The following is a 23,387-nucleotide window of genomic DNA, read 5'->3' as shown; positions in this document are numbered from 1 at the left end:
TATAGAAGCCGGGAGCTGCCATGGGAAACTGCTGATGCAGATTTGCTGTGGGGCTCCAATTTTCTTTTGGCTTCCAGGGAAGGAACTGGAACCAGCGAGTCGTGAATGAAAAAGAAAAGAGGACTGTGCAGATGCGTATAAAACCTAAGCTGTCATTTTTTAAAAGCCTCAGATTCCGGATTATGATTATCATTATCCTTATAGGGATTATTCCCGGTTTTATAGTAGAAGGAATGATTATTGGCTCTTACGAGGACCGAGCAGTAGAACTGAGGCAGATTACAGTAAGGAATCAGTGCGATATCCTGGGAAATCAGCTGATGCGGGAGGGATACCTGCAGCAGAAGTCAACAGTGATAGACAGTGAGCTATCTATGCTTTCTTCTGTTTTCAGTGCAAGAGTTCTGATCATAAACAGAAACGGCAGGATCGTAGAGGATACTTATGATATTGATGAAGGAAAGTATACTTTTTCGGAGGAAGTGATCCAGTGCTTCGAGGGAGTGAATACCAGCTATTACGACAGAGAGAATATCTATATAGAGCAGACCATTCCATTGACAAATGAAGAATCCGGTCAGATAGACGGCGTAATGCTGATCAGCGCTTCTACTGCGGAGATTCAGGACACGATTGAAATCCTGGCCCACAGAGGAAATCTTCTGATGTTGATCATTAGCATGCTTGTTATTTTTTTGAGCTTTGTGGTTTCCAAGATTCTGGTGAAGCCATTTTCAAGAGTAAGTAAAGCTATCGAAGAACTGACAGATGGTTATCTGGATGAAGAAATTTCTGTTACGGACTATACAGAAACGGAGATGATCACAAATGTGTTTAATAAGCTCCTTAAGAGGATGAAAATTCTGGATGATTCCAGACAGGAATTTGTGGCTAATGTGTCCCATGAGCTGAAAACACCAATGACTTCCATTAAGGTTCTGGCGGACTCCCTGGCTGTCCAGGAAGATGTGCCGGTAGAGCTTTATAAAGAATTTATGCAGGATATTACTGTAGAGATTGATCGGGAAAATAAGATCATTACAGACCTTCTGGCTTTGGTAAAGATGGATAAAAAGGCTGCAGACCTGAATATCCAGAAGGTAAGCATTAATGAATTGCTGGAGAATATCCTGAAAAGGCTGAAGCCTATTGCAGATAAAAAAAAGGTGGAATTAGTACTGGAAAGTTATCGCCCGGTAGTGGCAGAGATTGATGAAGTGAAATTGAGCCTTGCATTTTCCAACCTGGTGGAAAATGGAATCAAATATAATGTGGAAGACGGCTGGGTACATGTTACTTTGAATGCGGATCATAAATATTTTTATGTGACAGTAGCAGATTCAGGAATTGGGATTCCGGAGGAATCCATTGATAAAATATTCGAGAGATTCTATCGAGTTGACAAATCCCACTCCAGAGAGATTGGCGGAACCGGTCTGGGTCTGGCGATTACCAGAAATGCTATTGTAATGCATAGAGGCGCCATAAAGGTGAAGAGTGAGGAACATCAGGGAACTACATTTTCCGTAAGAATCCCTTTGAACTACATTGCATAGGGGGTATTGGGTTGAAAAAAATCAAAAGAATACTGGCAGTTTTTCTGGCGATCTGTCTTTTGGCGGCAGGAGGGTGCAGAGAAAGTGCAGCAGAAGAAGAAGAAACCACAGAATATTCCATGTATTACCTGGCTTTGTCAGAGACAAAGCTGGAGACAGTGCCCTATGAACCTTCTGAAGAGAATGCAGAGACTATGATAGATGAAATTTATCAGATGTTTTCACAGCCTTCTGATTCGGAAGAATATCTCAAACTGCTCCCAGAGGATGTGCTGATGAAAAATTATACTTTTGAGGGGCAGACAGTGACACTGAACTTTGATGAAGAGTATAAAAAAATGAATAATGCCAGGGAAATCCTGGTGAGGACAGGAATGGTCCTGGCATTTACTCAGATTCCCGGAGTCACATATGTGGAATTTCTGGAGAATGGAAGTCCTATGACAGACTCAGACGGCAATGAAATCGGCCTCATGGAGAGAGGTGATTTTGTAGAAAATGAAGGAAAAAATATCAATTCTTATGTTTTTGCAGATTTGAACCTGTATTTTGCCAACGAAAATGGAGATCGTCTGGTAAGGGAGAACAGAAGAATCCATTACAGCAGTAATGTACCTCTGGAGAGGGTGATTGTAGAAAGACTATTGGAAGGGCCAAAGTCAGACGACATGCTGCCAACTCTTTCTTCTAATACAAAGATTCTGGGAGTCTCTATTGTAGAGGGTATCTGCTACGTAAACCTGGATAAGAGTTTTCTCACAGAAACTATGAGTGTGCAACAGGAACTGCCGATTTACTCAATCGTCAATTCCCTTACAGATGCCTGCAATATCCATGGAGTACAGATTTCTGTAGAAGGGGATACCAAGGTAACCTTCAGAGAGAGCATGAAACTGGACCAGATCTATCAGGCGGACTATAGTTATCTGGAGTCAGAAGATGAGAGTTAAAAGGCCTCTGTGCACTGCCCTTTTCATCTGGGCGGCAGTGATCTGGCTTCTGGGGAGAGCAGGAATCCCCTTTTTTACCTGCTCTCCGCCAAAGCTGGCAGGGCAGGTAAAAGGTGAAAACATTCTTGCTACAGGTATTGTTTATCAAAAAGATGTCTATGACACCATTACAAATCTATATCTAAAAAAAGCAAATCTTATTATTCAAGAAGAACAACATCCCACAGAACGAATAAAATTAACTATGGATAACAAAGCGCTTTCTGGACTGACGGAACAGGGGGATTTTATCGCTGTTTACGGAAAGCTGGAAGAAATTCCGGAAGGGGCAAATCCGGGGCAGTTTAATGAACGTGCCTATTACTATGCCAGGAATATAAAGTGGTATATGGAAGGAGAAGAGATGCAGCTCCTTCAAAGGGGCAAGAATCAGATGCTGTCTTTTCAGGGAAGGGTAAAGGAAAAAATGAGAGGAGGAATACAGAAAGCTTTCGGGGAGGAAAAGGGAGGAATTATGGAAGCCATGATACTGGGAGAAAAGGAAAATCTGGGACAGGAGAATAAGCTGTTGTTTCAGATTATGGGAATTTCTCATATACTGGCTATTTCTGGAACCCATCTTTCTGTTCTTGGATGGGGATTTTATAAAATACTGCTTAAATGCCAATTGCCAATAAAAGCCTCTTGTCTGATCTCAGCAGCAGTGATGATTTTTTACGGAGAACTTACAGGCAGTCAGGCTGCTGCAGTCCGGGCGGTTTTGATGTTTGGCGTATCTGTGGGAGCTATGCTTTTAAAAAGGACATATGATTTTCTTTCTGCTCTTTCTCTGGCGGCTGTCTTTCTCCTGGCAGAATCTCCGCTCTATCTGTATGACAGCAGTTTCCTTCTGTCTTTCGGGGCAGTTTTCGGCCTGGCAGCGGTCTATCCTGTTCTTTTTCCTCCAGAGAGAAAAAAATACAGAAAAAATCTCCGGGGGAAAATCCAGAGAGAATTGAAGAATGGGATTTTTTCCAGCCTTTCTGTGTGGAGTATCCTTCTTCCTGTTACCATGTATTTTTTCTACGAGATTTCTACCTGGGGATTTCTGGTAAACCTTCTGATACTGCCTACGACAGGCATCCTTCTGGTTTCCGGCCTGGCAGGCGGTATTCTGGGACTGCTTCCGGTAGTTCTTCCGGGAAAGGCAGGCGCGCTGCCGGGAATCATCCTTCTGGAACTGTATCTGAGAGGCGGGGAAATCATACAGGAGCTGCCGGCTTCTCTGTGGATAACCGGGAGACCAGAACTGTGGCAGTGTGCAGTCTATTATGGGATGCTGGCAGGGACTTTGTGGATAAAGAAAATAAGAACTGATAGAAAGGTTTCTGGGAAATGGACTCAGATGGTCCAGGTTATAGTTTTGGGAGTGGGAATTGTGCTTCTGTTTATCAGGTTTCCAGAGGGAGAACTGAAAGTTACTTTCCTGGATGTGGGACAGGGAGACTGCGCCTGTATACAAAAAGGAAGAGAAAGTTGTTATCTGATTGACGGAGGGAGCAGCTCGGTTTCAAAAGCAGGGCAGTACAGAATCCTGCCTTTTCTGAAAGAACAGGGAATTCGAAAGGTAGACGGGATTTTTCTCTCCCATATGGATGAAGATCATATTAACGGAATTCTGGAGCTGCTGGAGATGACGGCCAAAAGAGAGACAGGATTAAAAATCCAGAGGATTTTTCTGTCAAGATCCAGGGAAACAGAGGAAACGCAGCAGAGAATAAAAGAAGCAGGAGAAAAAGCCGGCTGTGAGGTCCTATATATTGGAAGGGGAGACAGGATAAGAGACGGAAAGCTGGAGATGACCTGTCTGTCACCGAAGAATGAGAATATGGAGAGTAATGAAGGGTCACAGGTGATTTGGGCAGAGATGGAAGAGTTTTCCATGTTGTTTACAGGAGATGTGGAAGGCAGAGGGGAAGAAGAATTACTGGCCCTGTGCAGGGAAACTAACATTCAGTGCGATATTCTAAAAGTAGCCCACCACGGCTCCAAAAACTCTACTTCTGAAGAGTTTTTGGACATAGTTTCCCCTCAGGCGGCTGTGATTTCCTGCGGCAGGAATAATCTTTATGGTCATCCCCATCAGGAGCTGATGGAGCGGCTGAAAAAGAAAGGTATTTTTGTTTTTGAGACGAAAAACAGGGGCGCCATATCTGCAGTATGGAAGAAAGAAAAAATACAGGTGTCTTTTCAGTATTAGGAATCCGTGTTAGAATAGGACAGGAAAAACCTGAAAGGGAGAGAAGAATGAAAAATTTACAGGAAGATATTCAGAATCAGGATTTTAAAAAGGTATATCTCCTTTACGGAGAGGAAAAGTATCTTTTACAGCAATATAAGAGCAGGCTGGAGAAGGCTCTGGTACCAGAGGGAGATACGATGAACTTTTCTGCCTTCCAGGGGAAAAAGACGGAACCCAGAGAAGTCATAGATCTGGCGGAGACCATGCCTTTTTTTGCTGACCGAAGAGTGATTTTCCTGGAGGATACAGGTTTTTTTAAGAACCAGTGCCAGGAACTGCCCGAATATCTTGCTCAACTGCCGGAATACCTATGTATGGTTTTCGTAGAAGATCAGGTGGATAAGCGGAGCCGTATGTATAAAGCTGTCAAAAAATATGGAAGAATTGTGGAATTTGGGCAGCAGGACTCAGGGACTCTTATAAAATGGATACTGGGAATTTTGAAAAGGGAAGGAAAAAAGATTACTCAGAGAGACATGGAACTTTTTCTGCAGATGACAGGAACAGATATGGGAAATATTGAAAATGAACTGGAGAAGCTTTTAAGCTATACTATGGGGAAAGAAGTTATTTCCAGGGAAGATATCCTGGCTGTGTGCAGCAGTCAGATTTCCAATCATATCTTCGATATGCTCCGGGCTGTTACAGAGAAACGCCAGAAAAGTGCTTTGGATCTTTACTACGATCTTCTGGCACTGAAAGAGCCGCCTATGCGTATTCTTTTTCTTCTGGCCAGACAGTTTAACATGATATGGCAGGTAAAAGAACTGGAAAAGGAAGGATATGATCAGGCCAGAATCGCCAAGAGGACAGGGCTTCAGCCTTTTGTGGTACGGAATTATAGCGCTTATGGAAGAAAATACAGAGCAGAAGAGCTGGAAGCTATTGTACAGGAATGTGTGGATACAGAAGAAAAGGTGAAGACCGGGCGGATTACAGACATCCTCAGTGTGGAGCTGCTCCTGATAAAATTCAGCAGTTAAAAAAGAACGAAAAAAGCCTTCTGGCCGATGACGGGCAGCCAGAAGGCTTTGTATTCATTATATGTCTATAAATTATGCAAGTGTGTTTACAGCTTTTGCTAAGCGGGAAACTTTTCTTGCGGCATTGTTTTTGTGATAAACGCCTTTTGTAGCTGCTTTATCAATTGTAGAAATTGCAACTTTTAATGCAGCAGCAGCAGCTTCCTTATCCTTTGCAGCAACAGCAGCCTCTACTTTTTTGATAGAAGTTTTTACTGCTGATCTGATGGATTTATTTCTCTCAGCCTTTGTTCTGTTTACTAAGATTCTTTTCTTTGCAGATTTAATGTTAGCCAAAGTGTACACCTCCAAATGTGATCATTCAAATTATTATTTACTATTTCTCTATTTCATATCGGAGAAGACACGGAACACTCCGATATCACATGCTTTTTTATTCTAGTGTATTCAGGGAGAATTGTCAATACATAAAATCTTTCAAAATGCAAAAAATATGAAAAAACAGGTATAGAAAGGGTACTGAGCATGGCAATGGGAAGAATTCATACAGACCTGGCACTGGAAACAAAGGAGAAATTTGAAGAGGACAATGTAGAAATCAGAGGAGTGGAAATCCAGGAAGATTATGATGAGGAAAAAGACATTCGGACAACTGTCGTAAAGATTAAAACAGAAAACGGAGCCAAATCTATGGGACGTCCCCAGGGAGTTTATATTACTTTGGAGGCTCCTAATATGTCTGTGCCTGACGAAGATTATCACAGGGAGATTTCCCGGGAACTTTCCAGGCATCTAAAGGCATTGCTTCCCAAGAAGGAAGATATGAAAGTGCTGGTGGTAGGCCTGGGAAACCGGGATATCACGCCGGATGCTCTGGGGCCGGATGTAGTGGCAAACCTCCGTATTACAAGGCATATTATTAACGAGTATGGAGCTCAGGGTATGGGAGAGGAACATGTCCACAGCGTAAGCGGCCTGGCTCCAGGAGTTATGGCCCAGACCGGAATGGAGACCATGGAAATTATCAGAGGTGTGATCGAGGAGACCAGACCGGATATTATCGTCGCCATTGATGCCCTGGCAGCCAGAAGTCTTCGAAGACTGAACAGGACTATACAGATTACAGATACCGGCATTAATCCAGGTTCCGGTGTGGGAAATCACAGAACCGGGCTGAATAGGGAAACACTGGGAGTCAGAGTGATCGGTATCGGCGTGCCTACAGTGGTAGATGGAGCTACCATTGTCCACGACGCCATGTCCCATCTTTTGGATGCTCTGGAAGAGGCTGAGAAAAAAGAATTTCTGGAGGAAATGATCGCACCTTCTCTTCACAGTATGTTTGTGACACCTAAGGATGTGGATGATACGATCAAACGTCTGGCATATACAATTTCAGAAGGATTGAATATGACCTTTACCGCGGAAAAGGCATAATTGAAAAGGATTGTCTCATATATAGATATGAGGTGATTGGGTGAAAAGAAAAGAAGCCGGAAAAACCGTTTCAGCGGTGATGTGGATAGGAATGCTGGCTTTGGCCGTATACATTGTAATAAAAGGACTTTCTCTGGATAAGGGAACTGTAGAAAAAATCATGCTGAATGTACAGCAGCAGGCAGTTGAGACCTATTTGCCTGGTGTGACCGGCGAGAACAGGGAGGGTGATAATCTGATATCCTGGGCCATGGAAAAAGCAAAGGAGCAGATTCCGGTGCTGAACAGTTCTTACGACAGTAAGGAGATTTCCAGGGAGGATGTAACCACCAGCGCCAGGATCATGGAAGAAAATCAGGAATTTCTGGAGGCCAGGCTTACAGAAGAAAATCAGGAGGCAGGACCGGATTCTTCTGGATTGGAAATTACCGGAGGGGAGGACAGCACCCAGGAAGAACCGGTGGAAGAAGAGGCCAGGAGCACGGCGGCTTCTCAGGAAAGAGCCCCTGTAACAGATATTTCCCTGGAACAGTTTCAGGATTTTAATTTCGTACTCAGCAATTTTTATACAGTGGACAGCACTACAAGCATTACGGCTGAACAGCTGAATGCGCCGGAGCTGGTACAGATGGACCTGCGGATGAAGACAGGCAATGACCAGCCTCAGATCCTGATCTATCATACCCATTCTCAGGAAGAGTTTATTGATTCTGTACCAGGGGATACTAATACTACCATTGTAGGGGTGGGAGCCTATCTTACCAAAATCCTGAAAGAAACTTATGGATATAACGTGATACATGTGACAGATACTTTTGATATTGTAGATGGAAAGCTGGACAGAAACCAGGCCTATAATTATGCCCAGGAGCGGATAAGCCAGGTCCTGGAGGAAAATCCCAGCATAGAAGTGGTCATTGACCTTCACCGGGACGGAGTGGCAGACAATCAGAGGCTGGTAACAGAGGTAGATGGAAAGCAGACTGCAAAGGTCATGTTCTTTAACGGTCTGAGCAGAACAAAGCAAAATGGAGAGATTACTTATCTTCCGAACCCTTATATCCAGGATAATCTGGCTTTTTCTCTTCAGATGATGCTGGCCTGCGAAAAGTATTACCCGGATTTTGCCCGGACCATTTATCTTAGAGGATATCGGTACAATCTCCATCTGCGGCCTAAGACCCTGCTGGTAGAATGCGGCGCTCAGACAAATACAGTGGAGGAAGAGATGAATGCCATGGAGCCGCTGGCGGATGTGCTGAATAAAGTCTTGACGGGGACGTGAGTTGAAAAGGGCTGGAAAAACAAGAAAAAATATGGTATTCTGAACAGTATGAGCATTATAAAGAAATGTGAAAGGGACCAAAAGAGGGTTAAAGATGTTATATAGAGAATATGATCCTGATGTACTAAAGAAATTGCAGAAAGCAGAAATAGAAATATTAAAAGATTTTGATGCATTATGTGACAAATATTCTATTGACTATTTTGTATGTGGCGGCACTGCACTTGGCGGTGTGAGACATGAAGGATTTATACCTTGGGATGATGATATCGATATAGGAATGACAAGAGATGATTATGAGCGCTTTTTGGAAGTCGCGGAGACAGAATATGGAAATCGATATGGAATAGTCAATGCTGATACGAATTCGGACTTCCCTGTTATTCTTACAAAATGGTATCGCACGGGAACAGTGTTTAAAAATGAAGAGATGCAGAAATTAGGGCTGGATATAGGGATTGCTATAGATGTATTTTGCTTTGATAATGTAGCTGATGATACAAAGGCTCTGAGAAAACAAGCCATAAGCGCCTGGACATGGGGAAAACTTATGGTGCTGCGGCAGGTAGGGGCACCTACTATATATGTAGCCGGATGGAAGGCGAAACTTACGTTGCTGGTCTCTGGACTGGCACATGGGGTATTGAAAACTCTGCATATCCCTACGGGGCTTTTTTATAAAAGAGCGTTAAAAGCCGCAATGCGGTACAGAAAAGTACATACTAAAAGGGTGGCTTATCTTTTTGATCCTACGCCATATACCAGTGTGATCAATAAAGAGGATATTTTCCCTACAGTTAAAAGAAAATTTGAAGATATTCAGTTGAGATTTCCATGTCATGTAGAGAAATACCTGGAAAGAAGATATGGGAAAGATTATATGGAACTGCCTCCGGAGGATCAGAGACATAATCATGCGCCGGAAGAGCTGGATTTTGGAGAGGTATTTGCTGATTTATGATAAAAAAATTCTTTATGTCATCTGAGTACAGTATGAAGCAGACTTATATCTGGACGGTTTTAGCTGGAATAATATATGCTGGAAGTTCGTTTATCATGCAGATGACAACATCGAAATATATAGGAGTAGGACAGGCTGGGATTTTATCTTTGGCATTGGCTGTGGGAAATCAGCTTGTAACCATTGGATTTTATAATATCAGAACCTTTCAGGTCTCAGATGTTACGGAAAAATATAAATTCAGTGACTACTGCATGCTTAGGGTAATTACAGTGTCTGCCATGTTGATAGCAGGTGTTTTCTGGATAACTTTGGGAAACTACAATGTGGTAAAGATGGCGGCTATTATGGCAGCTGTTATATTTAGAGCAGTAGAAGCCATATCAGATGTACTGGAAGGCCGGTATCAGCAAAAAGGACGCTATGATATTTCCTGTAAAGGAGTCGTTATAAAGACACTGACGTATTTGGGCGTATTTTTAGTGACCTTATTTATCACGGGAAGTGTGTTCTGGGGACTGACTGCCCTTGCAACTGTATATCTCGTTATGATTCTTTTTTTAGACAGTCAGATCATAGGAGAATTTGGCGGAATATCTTTCAAAACTTCCTGGAAAACCCAGGGGGCCCTTTTGATAGAAGGATTTCCGCTGTTTGTGAATGCATTTTTAAATGCATATATCATAAATGCACCAAAATACGCGTTGGAAAAGTATTATAGTTCCGAGGTCCTTGGTATTTTTACAGTACTATATATGATGGCATTTGTGGTTAATATGTTCGCTTCTTTCGTGTTAAAACCCATCATTTCCGTTCTGGCAGAGAAATATGTCAAACAGGACATTTCTGGATTTTTAAAGCTGATTCTTCGGCAGATGCTGGTTATCGCAGCTGCCACCACAATATGTATTATAGGCGCTTATCTTGTTGGGGTACCTGTCTTAAGCTTTTTATTTGGAGTGGATCTTGCTGAGTATAAGGGGGCATTGTGCCTGATTTTAGTCAGCGGAGGATTTACTGCAATGTATCAGCTTTATCAGTATGGAATTATCATTATGCGCCATCAATACAGCACATTTATCTGTTGTGGACTTACAGTTGTACTTACTTATATTATTACGCCCTATCTCACCAGAAAATATGAAATTATGGGAGCTACGGTCAGCTATACAGTATCTATAGGATTTATGTCGCTAATGTTTATTCTCTTTTTTGTGTTTTATCTGGTAAAGGACAGAAAAAAACGTGAGGAAAAATATGAGTAAAATATGTATATTTGCTTCCCATTATTTTCCGTATCTTGGAGGAATAGAAAGATACACATATAATTTATCCAAAGCTTTGATCAGGCTGGGAGATGAGGTAATGATTGTTACCTGCAATGATGTAAAAGAAAAAAATTATGAGATCATGGATGGGATAGAGGTTCTGCGGCTGCCGTGCTATAATCTGATGGATGGCCGGTACCCTGTGACAAAGTTTAGCAGGGAATTTTTTGCACTTTATAAAAAGTTATCTGACAGAGATTTTGATCTGGTTTTGATCAATGCCAGGTTTTATCCTCATACGTTGCTTGGTGGATGGTTTGCCAAAAGGAATAACATAAAAGGCATAATTCTTGATCATGGAACCAGTCATATGACTATAGGGAAAAAGATGCCTGATACGCTATTTGCTTTTGTAGAGCATGTTATTACCACTGGAGACAAGCTTTTGTGTAAGGACTACTATGGTGTGTCCAGGGCATGCTGCAAATGGCTGGGACATTTCCATATAAAAGCGAAAGGGGTTTTATATAATGCGGTAGATGCGGTTAGCATCCAAAATATTGCTGAGGAGCCTAAAAGAAATTTTAGAAAAGAATTTGATGTTTCTCAGGATACTGCAGTAATTGTATATACTGGGCGCCTGATTAAAGAAAAAGGTATTTTTAAATTAATTGAGGCTGTGCAGGAACTGCGTAAAAAATGGAAAATATGTCTGTTTATTGCTGGTGATGGTGAAGAAATGGAAAAAGTTCAGACAGCTGCAGATGATGTTATCATACCTCTTGGCAGGCTGGATTTTGAAGAGATTGCTTCACTTCTGGGGCAGGCAGATGTATATTGTCTTCCTACTGACTATCCGGAAGGATTTCCTACCGCTGTTTTGGAGGCGGCAGCGGCGGGCTGTTATGTGATCACTACTGACAGGGGTGGTTCCCGGGAGCTGATCCAGGATGAATCTTATGGGACTATTTTGAAAAATACAGAGGTCCAAAGTATCCAGGAAGCCATAGATGCTTCTTTGCAATATCCTGATAAAAGAATACAGGCTGCAGAGAAGGCGAAAAAAAGGGTAAATATTATGTTTACATGGGATAAGACAGCTCAAAAAGTACATGGACTTGCCAGAGAAAGGTAGAAAAGAATGAAAAAACTGATTATCATTCCTGCATACAATGAGAGCGCCTGTATTGAATATACAGTTCGTGAAATAGAAAAGTATGCACCGGATTTTGATTATATCATTATTAATGACTGTTCAACCGATAACACGGGAGAAATATGCAGAAAAAATCATTTTAATACAGTACACTTAACAGTAAACCTTGGAATCGGCGGAGCTGTTCAGACAGGGTATTTATATGGATGGAGAAACGGCTATGATCTGGCTGTCCAGGTAGACGGTGATGGCCAGCATGATCCAGCTTTTTTGAATAGTATGGCGGAATGCATGGAAAGAGAAAAGTTGGACATGGTTATCGGTTCAAGATTTATTGAAAAAAGAGGATTCCAATCATCGGGGATGCGCAGAGTGGGAATACGATATTTCAGTGGGCTCATAAAGCTGCTCACAGGCACTAGAATTACAGACCCTACGTCTGGTCTCCGAATGGTGAATAGAAAGGTTATGAAAGAATTTGCCTATAATTATCCCAAGGACTATCCTGAACCGGAAAGTGTAGTTACAATATTATGTCAGGGCTGCAAGGTAAAAGAAATTCCTGTAATTATGAGAAAAAGGTTAGGTGGAGTTTCTTCCATTTCCATGAAGAAATCAGTATATTATATGATTAAAGTAACCCTTGCTATTTTGTTTGAAAAGATCAGGGGAGGAAAAAAATGAATATAAAAATTCAGATTCTAATAATTCTTGCGACGCTTATTGCAATAGTCTATATAGTTAATAAAATCAGGACAAAAGGAATAGAGCTTAAATACAGCCTTTTGTGGCTGCTCTTAGGATTGGGGATTATTATTTTTGCCGGTTTTCCTCAGGTCAGCCAATGGCTGGCGCACTTTCTGGGGATAAGCCAGCCTGTTAATATGCTGTTTTTTGCCGGATTTTGTTTTACACTGCCCATTATTTTTTCGTTATCGGCCACAGTTTCGAAAATGTCAAACAAAATAAAAAAATTGACTCAGGAAATAGCTCTGATGAACGAAATACTGGAACGCCAAGAAAAGGGGAAGGAATAGGCAATGAAATTAAAAGCTGACCCGACAAAAAAAGAAAAAAAGCATATTAATGTGCTACTGCTTTTGATGATTTTAATTTTGGCTGGATTATTGACAGGAATTGCGGGAGAAGGATTATATGAACTAAATGTTTCCAGAAGATCTCTTAAAGGTGGAAACACTATTGGCGCAGAGGAGATAGAGAGCAGTTATATTCAAATTTCAGATACAGTACTCATGGAAGAGAAAACAGATGATGAAGTGCAAACAGAAAGTGAATCTCTCCAGGGAAATCCTGTATTAAAACGCGTTCATATTAAAATTGATGAGCGTTATATCAATAAACTTCGCTATTACTATGAAACAGAGGACGACTTCATTGCATATACCGCTATTCATACAAAAAATATATATAAGGAACCTGAGATTAGAGAAATTCAGGATATAAGCAGAGCCAATTTAAATGAAACAATAATAAATATAAAAGACTATGTAACGGAAATCATTATAGAGTTACCTGTAGATGTAGAAATCAGTCATATTACAGTAGACAATAGCTGGGACTGGAATTGGTACCGTGTGGCTTATATAGGCATATTTGTATTTTTGATATTTTTTATTATATGTTTCAGAAGTATAATATCTAAAAAGATAGAGAGAGGATTTTTAATAATTTCATTAGGATGCGGTCTGCTCCTTATTTCGGTTCAGCCTCCGGAGTGTATAACCTGGGATGAACATATTCATTTTGCAAAAGTGTTTGACTGGTTTGAAAATGGCACGGCGGACAGAACAGAATCGGAAGCATATCTTTATTATCATCCAGAGCAGTTAGAGGGGGCTCCCTTTCTGTCAAAGGAAGAAAAGGCTTTGCAGATTCAATATTTAAATGCTCACAATAACGGCGTAGCAGAAGTGTATGAAAGAGATGCATATACTTTAAATGCAATTGGAGAAATCCATATGGCTATTGTAGTTAAAGTTGCTCAATTTTTAGGTCTTACTTTTTACACACAATTTATCCTTGGCAAAATGGCAAATCTGTTGTTGTATACACTTTTAATGTACTGGGCAATTAAAATAATTCCTGCAGGAAAGAAATTTTTAACTACTGTGGCCTTGATGCCCACACTTATGTTGCAGTCTGCCAGCTATACTTATGATATTGTTACAATAGGTTTTCTTACTTTGGGAATGGCAATGATTGTTGCGGAATATTTTTACACGGAAAGAAAGTTTTCGTGGTTAAGAATGTTGGCTATATCAGCTGTATTTGTGATAGGCAGCTGTCCGAAACAGGTCTATATCCCACTTCTGGCATCATTGCTTGCGCTTCCTGAGAAGAAGTTTAAAAACAGGAGGATCATGCTGATATGCAAAGGAATCCTGATACTGGTTTGTATCATTGTGCTCATGACAATCCTGCTTCCTGCAGCCAGCGGAAGTGTTGAAGGTGATGCAAGAGGCGGAGATACAGATGTGACAGAGCAGTTGAATATGGTATTTGGGCACCCAATCGCTTATGTACGCATTTTCTTTGCTGATGTAGTGAATACTTTAAACGAATATGTTTTTAATGCCTTTGGTTTAACATCTTTAGCTTATGCCGGATCTCATCCTTTTGCAGGAGCAGTCAGTCTATTGTGCCTGGGAGTTGCATTGACGGAGAAAAAGCCAGCACTGCCTTTACCCAAAAAGAGCATTTTTTCTATGAAAGTATGGCTTGCAGTTATTCTTTTAGGAACATTAGGGCTTATCTGGTCGGCTCTTTATATTGCGTTTACACCGGTTGGAAGTACAAGTATCGCAGGTGTTCAGGCCAGATACTACATTCCGCTGGTAGTTCCGACTTTTATGTTATTTTATACAAATAAAGTTCAGGCAGCATATAAGGAAACCACGTATAATACAGTTATGTTTCTGATTATTTTGTGGCTTGCACATGGAACTATGTATAACCAGTTCTTTTTAACATTTTGTCAGTGATAATAGAGGATTCAGCTTTTACTATAAAGGAGAAGGATTATGGCAAATATAGCGCTTATCATAGCGGGGGGATCTGGAGCAAGGATGCATCAGAGTATTCCAAAACAATTTCTGTCAGTTAATGAAAGACCAGTTATTATTTACACATTGGAGGCTTTTCAGAGACATGCAGACATTGACGCGATTGCAGTAGTATGTATTGAAGGCTGGGAACAGGTCCTGTGGGCCTATGCAAAACAGTTTAATATTGAAAAACTGAAATATGTAGTCCCAGGAGGAAAAAATGGCCAGGATTCTATTAGAAATGGCGTGTTTGAATTAGAAAAACACTATGGACCTGAAGATATTGTGCTGATTCATGATTCCATACGTCCTATGGTTTCAGCGGATATCATTTCAGACTGTATAGTGAAGACAAAAAAATTCGGCTGTGCTATAGCGACTATTCCCTGTGCTGAGGCAATGCTTCAAACAGAAGATGGCTTATCTTCTACGGGAAGTTATCCAAGAGATCATTTAAAAAGAACCCAGACACCCCAGGGCTTTCCCTTGGGAAAAATCTGCGATCTGCACAGGAGAGCACTTGAAAAGGGAATAACAAATTCCGTTGCGTCCTGTACTTTGATGATTGAAATGGGAGAACAGGTTCATTTTTCTATGGGATCAGAAAAAAATATTAAACTGACTACAGTGGATGACATTGATATATTTAAGGCCCTTTTGCTGGCAAAAAGGGCAGACTGGCTGAAAGACTGACAAACCATAATTGTAACGGAGAGTAAGGATAATGCATTTTTTATATGACAGTCAAGTATATAAAGAGGATTTAGAACAGGCAATGAAGCAGGTTAAGGACTGGAATAAGTTAAATGGTTCTTCTGTACTGATTGCCGGGGCTACCGGGCTGATTGGTTCCTATATGGTGGATCTGTTCCTTGCTGCCAACAAAATTTCAGATACCAATATTACAGTTTATGCACTGGGAAGGGATAGGGAGCGGCTCCAGGAACGTTTCTGTGGAGTAAAAACAGAAAATTTAATTTTTATTGAGGGAGATATCAATGAATCATTAAAACTTAATGCTGATGTAGATTATGTAGTACACGGAGCAAGTAATGCGCATCCCGCCGCCTTCCGGGAGAAACCGGTAGAAACTTTAATGAGCAATGTGCTGGGAACTTATCGGCTGCTGGAGTATGGAAGAGAGCATAGAGCAAAAAGATTTCTATATGTATCTTCAGGAGAAATATATGGACAGGGAAATTCTTTGGAAAAAGAATTTTCCGAGGATTACAGCGGATATATAAATATTTTAGAGCCTCGCTCTTGTTATCCGTCGGGAAAAAGGGCAGCGGAAACCCTATGCTGTTCTTATAGTCAGCAGTATGGTCTGGATGTGGTGATTGCCCGACCCTGTCACACCTATGGCCCTAACATGTCAGACAGAGATAATAGGGCGACAGCACAGTTTATAAGAAATGCCCTGAAAGGGGAAGATATTATTTTAAAAAGTGCTGGAAACCAGATGCGGTCATACTGCTATGTGGCAGACTGTGTTTCAGCGCTTCTGACGATTTTGCTGAATGGGGCTCCAAGAGAAGCCTATAATATAGCAAATAAAGATTCAAGATTAACAATTGCTGAGTTTGCCAGACTGGTTGCTGAGTTTTCAGGACGAAAGGTGGTTTTTGAGAACCCTGACCTGACAGCGCTTCAGGAACGCTCTCCTATAGAACGACAGGTTTTAGACAGCAGAAAAATAGAGTCATTAGGATGGGTAGGAAATTATCCGGCAGAAAAGGGAATAGAGCATACGTTAAAAATATTAAATGTATAGATTTTAGATTATAATGAGAGAACATATATACTTACAGGAGGAACATTTATGCCTGCAATAGACCAGAGCAAAATCCGTAATTTTTGTATTATTGCACATATAGACCATGGGAAATCCACCCTGGCGGACCGTATTATTGAAAGGACCGGTCTGCTTACAGAACGGGAGATGCAGTCACAGGTTCTGGATAATATGGATCTGGAACGGGAAAGAGGAATTACTATCAAATCCCAGGCTGTCCGTACGGTTTATAAGGCAAAAGACGGTGAGGAATATATTTTTAATCTTATCGATACGCCGGGACACGTGGACTTCAACTATGAGGTGTCCAGAAGTCTGGCAGCCTGTGACGGAGCGATTCTTGTAGTGGATGCTGCCCAGGGGATTGAAGCCCAGACTTTAGCAAATGTGTATCTTGCCCTGGACCATGACCTGGATGTGTTTCCGGTAATCAATAAGATCGATCTGCCAAGTGCAGAACCGGAAAGGGTGATCAATGAAATCGAGGATGTGATCGGAATTGAAGCTCAGGATGCTCCTCAGATTTCAGCTAAAACAGGACTGAATATCGATGAAGTATTAGAGCAGATTGTAAAGAAAGTGCCGGCACCGAAAGGGAGTCCGGATAATCCCCTTCAGGCGCTGATCTTTGATTCTATCTATGATTCCTACAGAGGCGTTATCGTATTCTGCAGGATTATGGAAGGAACAGTGAAAAAAGGCACCAAGATCCGTATGATGGCTACAGGAGCAGTGGAAGAAGTAGTGGAAGTAGGTTATTTTGGCGCCGGACAGTTGATTTCCTGTGAGGAGCTCTCTGCAGGAATGGTAGGATATATTACTGCCAGTATTAAAAATGTGAAGGATACCCGGGTGGGAGATACTATCACAGATGATGAAAATCCCTGTGGGGAACCTCTTCCCGGCTATAAGAAAGTAAATCCCATGGTATTCTGCGGTGTATATCCGGCAGACGGGGCCAAGTATGAAGATCTGAGAGATGCATTGGAAAAACTGCAGCTTAACGACGCTTCACTGTTTTTTGAACCAGAGACCTCTATAGCTCTGGGCTTTGGCTTCCGCTGCGGTTTTCTGGGACTCCTTCATCTGGAGATCATCCAGGAAAGACTGGAAAGGGAATATAACCTGGACCTGGTAACGACAGCTCCAGGGGTTGTCTACAAGGTTCACAAGACCAACGGAGAAGTAATAGAACTGACAAATCCATCCAATCTTCCAGATCCTTCAGAGATTGAATATATGGAAGAGCCTATGGTAAAAGCGGAGATTATGGTGACCACAGAGTTTATCGGTCCCATTATGGAGCTTTGCCAGGAGAGAAGAGGACAGTACCAGGGAATGGAATATATGGAGACCACCAGAGCCCTCCTCCATTACCACCTGCCTCTTAATGAAATCATCTACGACTTTTTTGACGCTCTGAAATCCCGTTCCAGAGGCTATGCGTCCTTTGACTATGAGATGCTTGGATATGAGCAGAGCGACCTGGTGAAGCTGGACATTCTGGTGAATAAAGAAGAAGTAGACGCATTGTCCTTTATTGTGTTCTCCGGTTCTGCCTATGACAGAGGCAGAAAGATGTGCGAAAAGCTGAAAGAAGAAATCCCAAGACAGCTTTTTGAGATTCCTATTCAGGCGGCAATCGGAAGCAAGATCATTGCCAGAGAGACAGTAAAGGCGCTGAGGAAAGATGTACTTGCCAAGTGTTACGGCGGTGATATTTCCCGTAAGAGAAAGCTGCTGGAAAAACAGAAGGAAGGAAAGAAGAGGATGCGCCAGATCGGTAATGTGGAGATTCCTCAGAAGGCCTTTATGAGCGTGCTGAAACTGGACGATAAATAAGCTCTGGGAGAATTATCATGAAAAAAGATTTAGGACTATATATTCATATCCCATTCTGCGTAAAGAAATGCGCATACTGCGATTTCCTCTCCTGGAAAGGCAGCGGTGAAGAGAGAGAGGCTTATGTCCAGGCCCTGGAAAAAGAAATCAGCAGTTACAGTGAATTTGCCAAAGACTACCGGGTTTCTACGGTGTTTTTTGGCGGAGGGACACCTTCTGTTCTTGAAGGAGAACAGACAGAAAGGATACTGAAGAAAATCCGGGATACCTTCCGGGTAGAAAAAGATGCGGAAATTACCCTGGAGATGAATCCGGGAACCGCCCAGAAAGAAAAGCTGCTGTTGTATAGAGAGCTGGGGATCAACCGTCTGAGCATTGGACTCCAGTCTGTGAAAAATGAGAACCTGAAGCTTTTGGGGAGAATCCATACCTATGGAGACTTTCTGGACAGCTACAGAATGGCCAGAGAGGCTGGCTTTGATAATATCAGTGCAGACTTGATTTCCTCTCTTCCCGGACAGACGCTGGAAGAATGGAAAGAAGAACTGGAAATCCTTCAGGAAACGCCTCTGGAACATATTTCCGTATATCAGCTGATCATTGAAAAGGGAACAGAATTTTATGAGAAATATGGAGAGCATGAGGAGCTTCTGCCGGATGAAGAGACCTCCAGAGAAATTTATCTGTGGACAGGGAAGTATTTAAAAGAACATGGCTTTGAGCAGTATGAAATATCTAATTACGCCAGACCATCCAGGAAGTCCCGGCATAATCTGCGTTACTGGGAGAGGAAAGATTATTTGGGGCTGGGGCTGGGAGCTGCTTCTATGGTCCATAATATCCGGATGTCTAATACCAGAGACTGGGAAAAATATATAGAGGGCAGCCAGAATCCCAAAAGACTTCGGGAAGAGGTGGAATTTCTGGAAGAACCTCGCCAGATGGAAGAATTTATGTTTCTGGGCCTGAGAAAAACAGAAGGAGTATCCAGAAAAGAATTCCGCAGGATCTTCGGGAGAGATCTGGACATGGTCTATGAAAAAGCCCTGCAGAAACATCTGGAAAACGGGATGCTGGAGGCATCCAAGGACAGAATACGGCTTTCCCAGGCAGGAATCCTGGTAAGCAATCAGGTGCTCTCAGACTTTATTTTTGACTGACAAAACTGACCTGAAAGTTATTAATAGATTTTTTATAAATGTTTATAGCTTTTCACTGGATTTCTTCCTCCGAATGTGTCAGAATAGATAAAGAGTAAATTATGTGGAGGGTATTATGAACATACTATTTTTTCTTACCCCCAAGGAAGACGTTACATATATACATGATTCTTATACACTGGGTCAGACGCTGGAGAAAATGGAAGCCCACAGATATTCCTGTATCCCCATTATCAATGATAGGGGCAAATATGTAGGGACGCTTACAGAAGGAGATATATTGTGGGGACTTAGAAACCGCAGTTCGCTGAATATGAAAGCCGCTGAGGATGTTCCCATTACTTCCTTTAAAAGGCGTATGGATTACGCTCCTGTAAGAGTGGACTCTGATATGGAGGATCTGATGGAAAAAGCCATGCGGCAGAATTTTGTTCCCGTTGTAGATGACCAGAAGAATTTTATTGGTATTGTGACGAGAAGAGATATCATGCAGTATATATGTTCATCCTGTGGTAAGGAACCAAAGGAAAGGTAGGGGTTTTTGGAGCTGCTCTAGGGCAGCTCCATTTTTTGCAGCATTTCTAAGACATATGGCTGAATATTTACTTTTTAAACAGATAACAGAACAAATGTTTGAATTAACCAGACGTATATGATATACTGGTACAGCAAACAATAAATAACCAAAATACGGACTTGCTAATTGCACTTATGTAAAAGAACAGGAATATTCGTCTGGCTCCCTGCTTTACAGTGTAATGGGGCGGGAAAAGAAGATAATATAGAAAAGATAGTGAGGAATGAATATGGCAGTGAAAATGCAGCCCAGACAGTTTATAAAAATTAGAGGTGCTAATGAAAATAATTTAAAAAATCTGGATGTGGATATTCCCAGAAATGAGCTGGTGGTACTGACGGGGCTCAGCGGTTCAGGAAAAAGTTCACTGGCTTTTGACACGATCTATGCAGAAGGACAGAGAAGATATATGGAATCTCTTTCTTCCTATGCCCGGCAGTTTTTAGGGCAGATGGAAAAACCGGATGTGGAAAGTATCGAGGGACTTTCTCCGGCAATATCGATTGACCAGAAATCAACGAATCGAAATCCCCGTTCTACAGTAGGGACAGTGACGGAAATCTATGATTATTTCCGTCTCCTTTATGCCAGGATCGGTATTCCCCACTGTCCGAAATGCGGACGTGAGATAAAAAAACAGACAGTGGATCAGATGGTGGACCAGCTTATGAAGCTTCCTGAGAGGACCAGACTCCAGCTTCTGGCTCCTGTGGTAAGAGGAAGGAAAGGAACTCATGCCAAACTCCTGGAACAGGCCAGAAAAAGCGGATATGTGAGGGTTCAGATTGACGGAAACCTCTATGAGCTCAGCGAAGAGATCCAGCTGGATAAGAACAAAAAACATAACATCGAGATCGTGGTGGACCGCCTTATTGTAAAAGAAGGAATAGAGAAACGTCTCACAGATTCTATTGAAACGGTGCTGAATCTGGCAGAGGGCCGTCTGATGGTGGATACTATGGATGGGAATATCCTGAATTTCAGCCAGAGCTTTGCCTGCCCGGATTGTGGAATCAGTATTGATGAAATCGAGCCTCGGAGCTTTTCCTTTAACAATCCTTTCGGGGCCTGCCCTTCCTGCTATGGCCTGGGATATAAGATGGAATTTGATGTAGATCTGATGATACCAGATAAAACTCTAAGTATACAGGAAGGAGCAATTACAGTCCTGGGTTGGCAGTCCTGTACAGATAAAGGGAGTTTTAGCAGAGCAATCCTGGATGCTTTAGCAGAAGAATACGGATTTGACCTGAACACTCCCTTTGAACAATATCCCCAGAAAGTCCAGGATATTCTTATACATGGAACTGATGGGAAAAAAGTAAAGGTACATTACAAAGGCCAGCGTGGAGAAGGGGTTTATGACGTGGCTTTTGAAGGCCTTATTAAAAATGTCGAAAGACGCTATAAGGAAACAGGGTCAGATTCTATAAAACAGGAGTATGAAACTTTTATGAGGATTACACCCTGTCCTTCCTGCAAGGGACAACGTTTGAAGCCTGAGGCCTTGGCGGTAACTGTGGGAGATAAAAATATCCATGAGGTAACTTCTCTTTCTATCAGCAGTCTCCAGAGATTCATGGATGAGCTGAAACTGACGCCTACCCAGGAAATGATCGGAGAGCAGGTGCTGAAGGAAATTCGGGCCCGAGTAGGATTTCTGGTCAATGTAGGGCTGGAATATCTGACTTTGTCCAGAGCCACAGGTACTTTGTCAGGAGGAGAAGCACAGAGAATCCGCCTGGCCACCCAGATTGGATCCGGGCTGGTAGGGGTAGCTTATATTCTGGATGAGCCCAGTATTGGCCTCCACCAGAGGGATAATGACAAGCTTCTGGCGACCTTAAAGCATTTGCGGGATCTGGGCAATTCTCTGATTGTGGTGGAACATGATGAGGATACCATGAGAGAGGCAGATTGTATCGTAGATATCGGGCCCGGTGCGGGAGAACATGGAGGGGAACTGGTGGCTATCGGTACGGCAGAAGAGATCATGGAAAATCCTAACTCCATCACCGGCCAGTATCTGAGCGGCAAGAAGAAGATTCCCGTTCCAAAGGAACGGAGAAAGCCAACAGGATATCTGACCATAAGAAAAGCGGCGGAAAACAATCTGAAAAATATAGATGTAAAGATTCCTTTGGGAGTGATGACCTGTGTCACCGGCGTATCCGGTTCTGGGAAAAGTTCTCTGGTCAATGAGGTATTATATAAAAGCCTTGCTAGAAAGCTGAACCATGCCAGGACCATTCCCGGCAAACATAAATGTATTGAAGGCGTAGAGCAGCTTGACAAGGTGATCAATATTGACCAGTCCCCTATCGGGCGTACCCCTCGTTCTAATCCGGCAACTTATACAGGAGTTTTTGACCAGATCAGGGACTTGTTTGCCGCTACTTCTGATGCAAAAGCCAGAGGCTATAAAAAGGGCAGATTCAGCTTTAATGTAAAGGGCGGCAGGTGCGAGGCCTGCAGCGGTGACGGAATCCTGAAAATTGAGATGCATTTCCTTCCTGATGTATATGTCCCCTGTGAGGTGTGCCATGGAAAAAGGTATAGCAGGGAAACCCTTGAGGTAAAATACAAAGGGAAAAGTATCTATGATGTTCTGAATATGACAGTAGAAGAGGCTCTGGAATTCTTTGACCATATCCCTTCTATTAAGAGGAAGATCCAGACTTTGTATGATGTGGGCCTTTCTTACATCAGACTGGGACAGCCTTCTACAGAGCTTTCAGGCGGCGAGGCTCAGCGTATCAAACTGGCTACAGAACTGAGTAAAAGAGGAACGGGCAAGACAATTTATATTCTGGACGAGCCTACTACAGGTCTGCACTTTGCAGATGTGCACAAGCTTATAGAAATCCTCCGAAGACTGTCAGAGGGAGGAAATACAGTAGTGGTAATTGAACACAATCTGGATGTGATCAAGACAGCGGATTATATTATTGATATAGGCCCGGAGGGGGGAGATCAGGGAGGCACAGTTATTGCCAGCGGAACTCCTGAGGAGATTGCGAAAAATCCTCTTTCCTATACGGGTCGTTATGTGTCAAAATATTTGAGATGAT

Annotated in this window: 19 protein-coding genes; 18 read left to right on the top strand and 1 reads right to left on the bottom strand. The window is 42.2% G+C overall.

Going from position 1 to position 23,387, the window contains the following annotated elements:
* Positions 1–131 precede the first annotated feature (131 nt).
* From B5G33_RS11140 to holA, 4 genes are read left to right on the top strand one after another with little or no spacing between them, the layout of a single operon-like run.
* Positions 132–1,556, top strand: coding sequence for a sensor histidine kinase (locus B5G33_RS11140; protein WP_087274738.1), 1,425 nt, complete (start codon positions 132–134; stop codon positions 1,554–1,556).
* 11 nt (positions 1,557–1,567) lie between these two features.
* Positions 1,568–2,506, top strand: a complete 939-nt coding sequence (locus B5G33_RS11135; RefSeq protein ID WP_242974678.1) for a GerMN domain-containing protein — start codon at positions 1,568–1,570, stop codon at positions 2,504–2,506.
* Complete coding sequence (locus B5G33_RS11130; RefSeq protein WP_087417704.1) at positions 2,496–4,745, top strand: DNA internalization-related competence protein ComEC/Rec2; 2,250 nt, start codon at positions 2,496–2,498, stop codon at positions 4,743–4,745. Before B5G33_RS11135 ends, B5G33_RS11130 begins: the two co-directional genes overlap by 11 nt.
* Before the next feature lie 47 nt (positions 4,746–4,792).
* On the top strand, positions 4,793–5,770 hold the full coding sequence (gene holA, locus B5G33_RS11125) for a DNA polymerase III subunit delta (RefSeq protein ID WP_087417729.1): 978 nt from the start codon (positions 4,793–4,795) through the stop codon (positions 5,768–5,770).
* Between the two features lie 72 nt (positions 5,771–5,842).
* Here the strand turns inward: holA and rpsT are convergent, their stop codons facing one another.
* The gene (gene rpsT / locus B5G33_RS11120; RefSeq protein ID WP_158229608.1) at positions 5,843–6,106 is read right to left on the bottom strand and encodes a 30S ribosomal protein S20; all 264 of its coding nucleotides are present in this window, start codon (positions 6,104–6,106) and stop codon (positions 5,843–5,845) included.
* A gap of 189 nt (positions 6,107–6,295) precedes the next feature.
* Between rpsT and gpr the strand changes: the two genes are divergently transcribed.
* From gpr to uvrA, 14 genes are all read left to right on the top strand, one after another.
* Positions 6,296–7,207, top strand: coding sequence for a GPR endopeptidase (gene gpr, locus B5G33_RS11115; RefSeq protein ID WP_087274744.1), 912 nt, complete (start codon positions 6,296–6,298; stop codon positions 7,205–7,207).
* 40 nt (positions 7,208–7,247) lie between these two features.
* Positions 7,248–8,492 (top strand): stage II sporulation protein P, encoded by a 1,245-nt coding sequence (gene spoIIP, locus B5G33_RS11110; protein ID WP_087417703.1) that lies wholly within the window; start codon positions 7,248–7,250, stop codon positions 8,490–8,492.
* A gap of 94 nt (positions 8,493–8,586) precedes the next feature.
* Positions 8,587–9,453 carry a LicD family protein gene (locus B5G33_RS11105; RefSeq protein WP_087274750.1) on the top strand — a complete coding sequence of 289 codons (867 nt, stop codon included), beginning with the start codon at positions 8,587–8,589 and terminating at the stop codon, positions 9,451–9,453.
* Between the two features lie 32 nt (positions 9,454–9,485).
* Entirely contained in the window at positions 9,486–10,718 is a 1,233-nt protein-coding gene (locus tag B5G33_RS11100) for a lipopolysaccharide biosynthesis protein (RefSeq protein WP_204247378.1), read from the top strand.
* The gene (locus B5G33_RS11095; RefSeq protein ID WP_087417701.1) at positions 10,711–11,856 is read left to right on the top strand and encodes a glycosyltransferase family 4 protein; all 1,146 of its coding nucleotides are present in this window, start codon (positions 10,711–10,713) and stop codon (positions 11,854–11,856) included. Before B5G33_RS11100 ends, B5G33_RS11095 begins: the two co-directional genes overlap by 8 nt.
* Positions 11,857–11,862: 6 nt before the next feature.
* Positions 11,863–12,561, top strand: coding sequence for a glycosyltransferase family 2 protein (locus B5G33_RS11090; protein WP_087274756.1), 699 nt, complete (start codon positions 11,863–11,865; stop codon positions 12,559–12,561).
* Positions 12,558–12,914, top strand: coding sequence for a DUF2304 domain-containing protein (locus tag B5G33_RS11085; protein ID WP_087417700.1), 357 nt, complete (start codon positions 12,558–12,560; stop codon positions 12,912–12,914). The genes B5G33_RS11090 and B5G33_RS11085 overlap by 4 nt, the downstream gene beginning before the upstream one ends.
* Positions 12,915–12,917: 3 nt before the next feature.
* Positions 12,918–14,879: a DUF2142 domain-containing protein gene (locus B5G33_RS11080; protein ID WP_087417699.1), complete on the top strand. Its 1,962-nt coding sequence runs from the start codon at positions 12,918–12,920 to the stop codon at positions 14,877–14,879.
* A 39-nt stretch (positions 14,880–14,918) separates the two neighbouring features.
* Positions 14,919–15,635, top strand: coding sequence for an IspD/TarI family cytidylyltransferase (locus B5G33_RS11075; RefSeq protein WP_087417698.1), 717 nt, complete (start codon positions 14,919–14,921; stop codon positions 15,633–15,635).
* 31 nt (positions 15,636–15,666) lie between these two features.
* A complete protein-coding gene (locus tag B5G33_RS11070) occupies positions 15,667–16,716 on the top strand; it encodes an NAD-dependent epimerase/dehydratase family protein (RefSeq protein WP_087417697.1) in 1,050 nt (349 codons plus the stop codon).
* Positions 16,717–16,764: 48 nt separating this feature from the next.
* The gene (gene lepA / locus B5G33_RS11065) at positions 16,765–18,579 is read left to right on the top strand and encodes a translation elongation factor 4 (RefSeq protein ID WP_087417696.1); all 1,815 of its coding nucleotides are present in this window, start codon (positions 16,765–16,767) and stop codon (positions 18,577–18,579) included.
* A gap of 17 nt (positions 18,580–18,596) precedes the next feature.
* Complete coding sequence (hemW, locus tag B5G33_RS11060; protein WP_087417695.1) at positions 18,597–19,739, top strand: radical SAM family heme chaperone HemW; 1,143 nt, start codon at positions 18,597–18,599, stop codon at positions 19,737–19,739.
* A gap of 115 nt (positions 19,740–19,854) precedes the next feature.
* Positions 19,855–20,274 carry a CBS domain-containing protein gene (locus tag B5G33_RS11055; protein ID WP_087275064.1) on the top strand — a complete coding sequence of 140 codons (420 nt, stop codon included), beginning with the start codon at positions 19,855–19,857 and terminating at the stop codon, positions 20,272–20,274.
* Positions 20,275–20,545: 271 nt separating this feature from the next.
* Positions 20,546–23,386 carry an excinuclease ABC subunit UvrA gene (gene uvrA / locus B5G33_RS11050; RefSeq protein ID WP_087417694.1) on the top strand — a complete coding sequence of 947 codons (2,841 nt, stop codon included), beginning with the start codon at positions 20,546–20,548 and terminating at the stop codon, positions 23,384–23,386.
* The last annotated feature ends 1 nt before the right edge of the window (position 23,387 follow it).

The sequence above is a fragment of the Blautia sp. An81 genome (assembly GCF_002161285.1).
Lineage (GTDB): Bacteria > Bacillota > Clostridia > Lachnospirales > Lachnospiraceae > Blautia > Blautia ornithocaccae.
This window is presented reverse-complemented; position numbering and strand designations above follow the sequence as displayed.

Coding starts and splice junctions, on each gene's coding strand:
- gpr (WP_087274744.1), top strand. CDS start 6,296: ATGGCAATGGGAAGAATTCATACAGACCTGGCACTGGAAACAAAGGAG.
- hemW (WP_087417695.1), top strand. CDS start 18,597: ATGAAAAAAGATTTAGGACTATATATTCATATCCCATTCTGCGTAAAG.
- B5G33_RS11095 (WP_087417701.1), top strand. CDS start 10,711: ATGAGTAAAATATGTATATTTGCTTCCCATTATTTTCCGTATCTTGGA.
- B5G33_RS11090 (WP_087274756.1), top strand. CDS start 11,863: ATGAAAAAACTGATTATCATTCCTGCATACAATGAGAGCGCCTGTATT.
- holA (WP_087417729.1), top strand. CDS start 4,793: ATGAAAAATTTACAGGAAGATATTCAGAATCAGGATTTTAAAAAGGTA.
- B5G33_RS11085 (WP_087417700.1), top strand. CDS start 12,558: ATGAATATAAAAATTCAGATTCTAATAATTCTTGCGACGCTTATTGCA.
- B5G33_RS11140 (WP_087274738.1), top strand. CDS start 132: ATGCGTATAAAACCTAAGCTGTCATTTTTTAAAAGCCTCAGATTCCGG.
- B5G33_RS11070 (WP_087417697.1), top strand. CDS start 15,667: ATGCATTTTTTATATGACAGTCAAGTATATAAAGAGGATTTAGAACAG.
- B5G33_RS11130 (WP_087417704.1), top strand. CDS start 2,496: ATGAGAGTTAAAAGGCCTCTGTGCACTGCCCTTTTCATCTGGGCGGCA.
- B5G33_RS11105 (WP_087274750.1), top strand. CDS start 8,587: ATGTTATATAGAGAATATGATCCTGATGTACTAAAGAAATTGCAGAAA.
- uvrA (WP_087417694.1), top strand. CDS start 20,546: ATGGCAGTGAAAATGCAGCCCAGACAGTTTATAAAAATTAGAGGTGCT.
- B5G33_RS11055 (WP_087275064.1), top strand. CDS start 19,855: ATGAACATACTATTTTTTCTTACCCCCAAGGAAGACGTTACATATATA.
- lepA (WP_087417696.1), top strand. CDS start 16,765: ATGCCTGCAATAGACCAGAGCAAAATCCGTAATTTTTGTATTATTGCA.
- B5G33_RS11075 (WP_087417698.1), top strand. CDS start 14,919: ATGGCAAATATAGCGCTTATCATAGCGGGGGGATCTGGAGCAAGGATG.
- B5G33_RS11100 (WP_204247378.1), top strand. CDS start 9,486: ATGAAGCAGACTTATATCTGGACGGTTTTAGCTGGAATAATATATGCT.
- B5G33_RS11080 (WP_087417699.1), top strand. CDS start 12,918: ATGAAATTAAAAGCTGACCCGACAAAAAAAGAAAAAAAGCATATTAAT.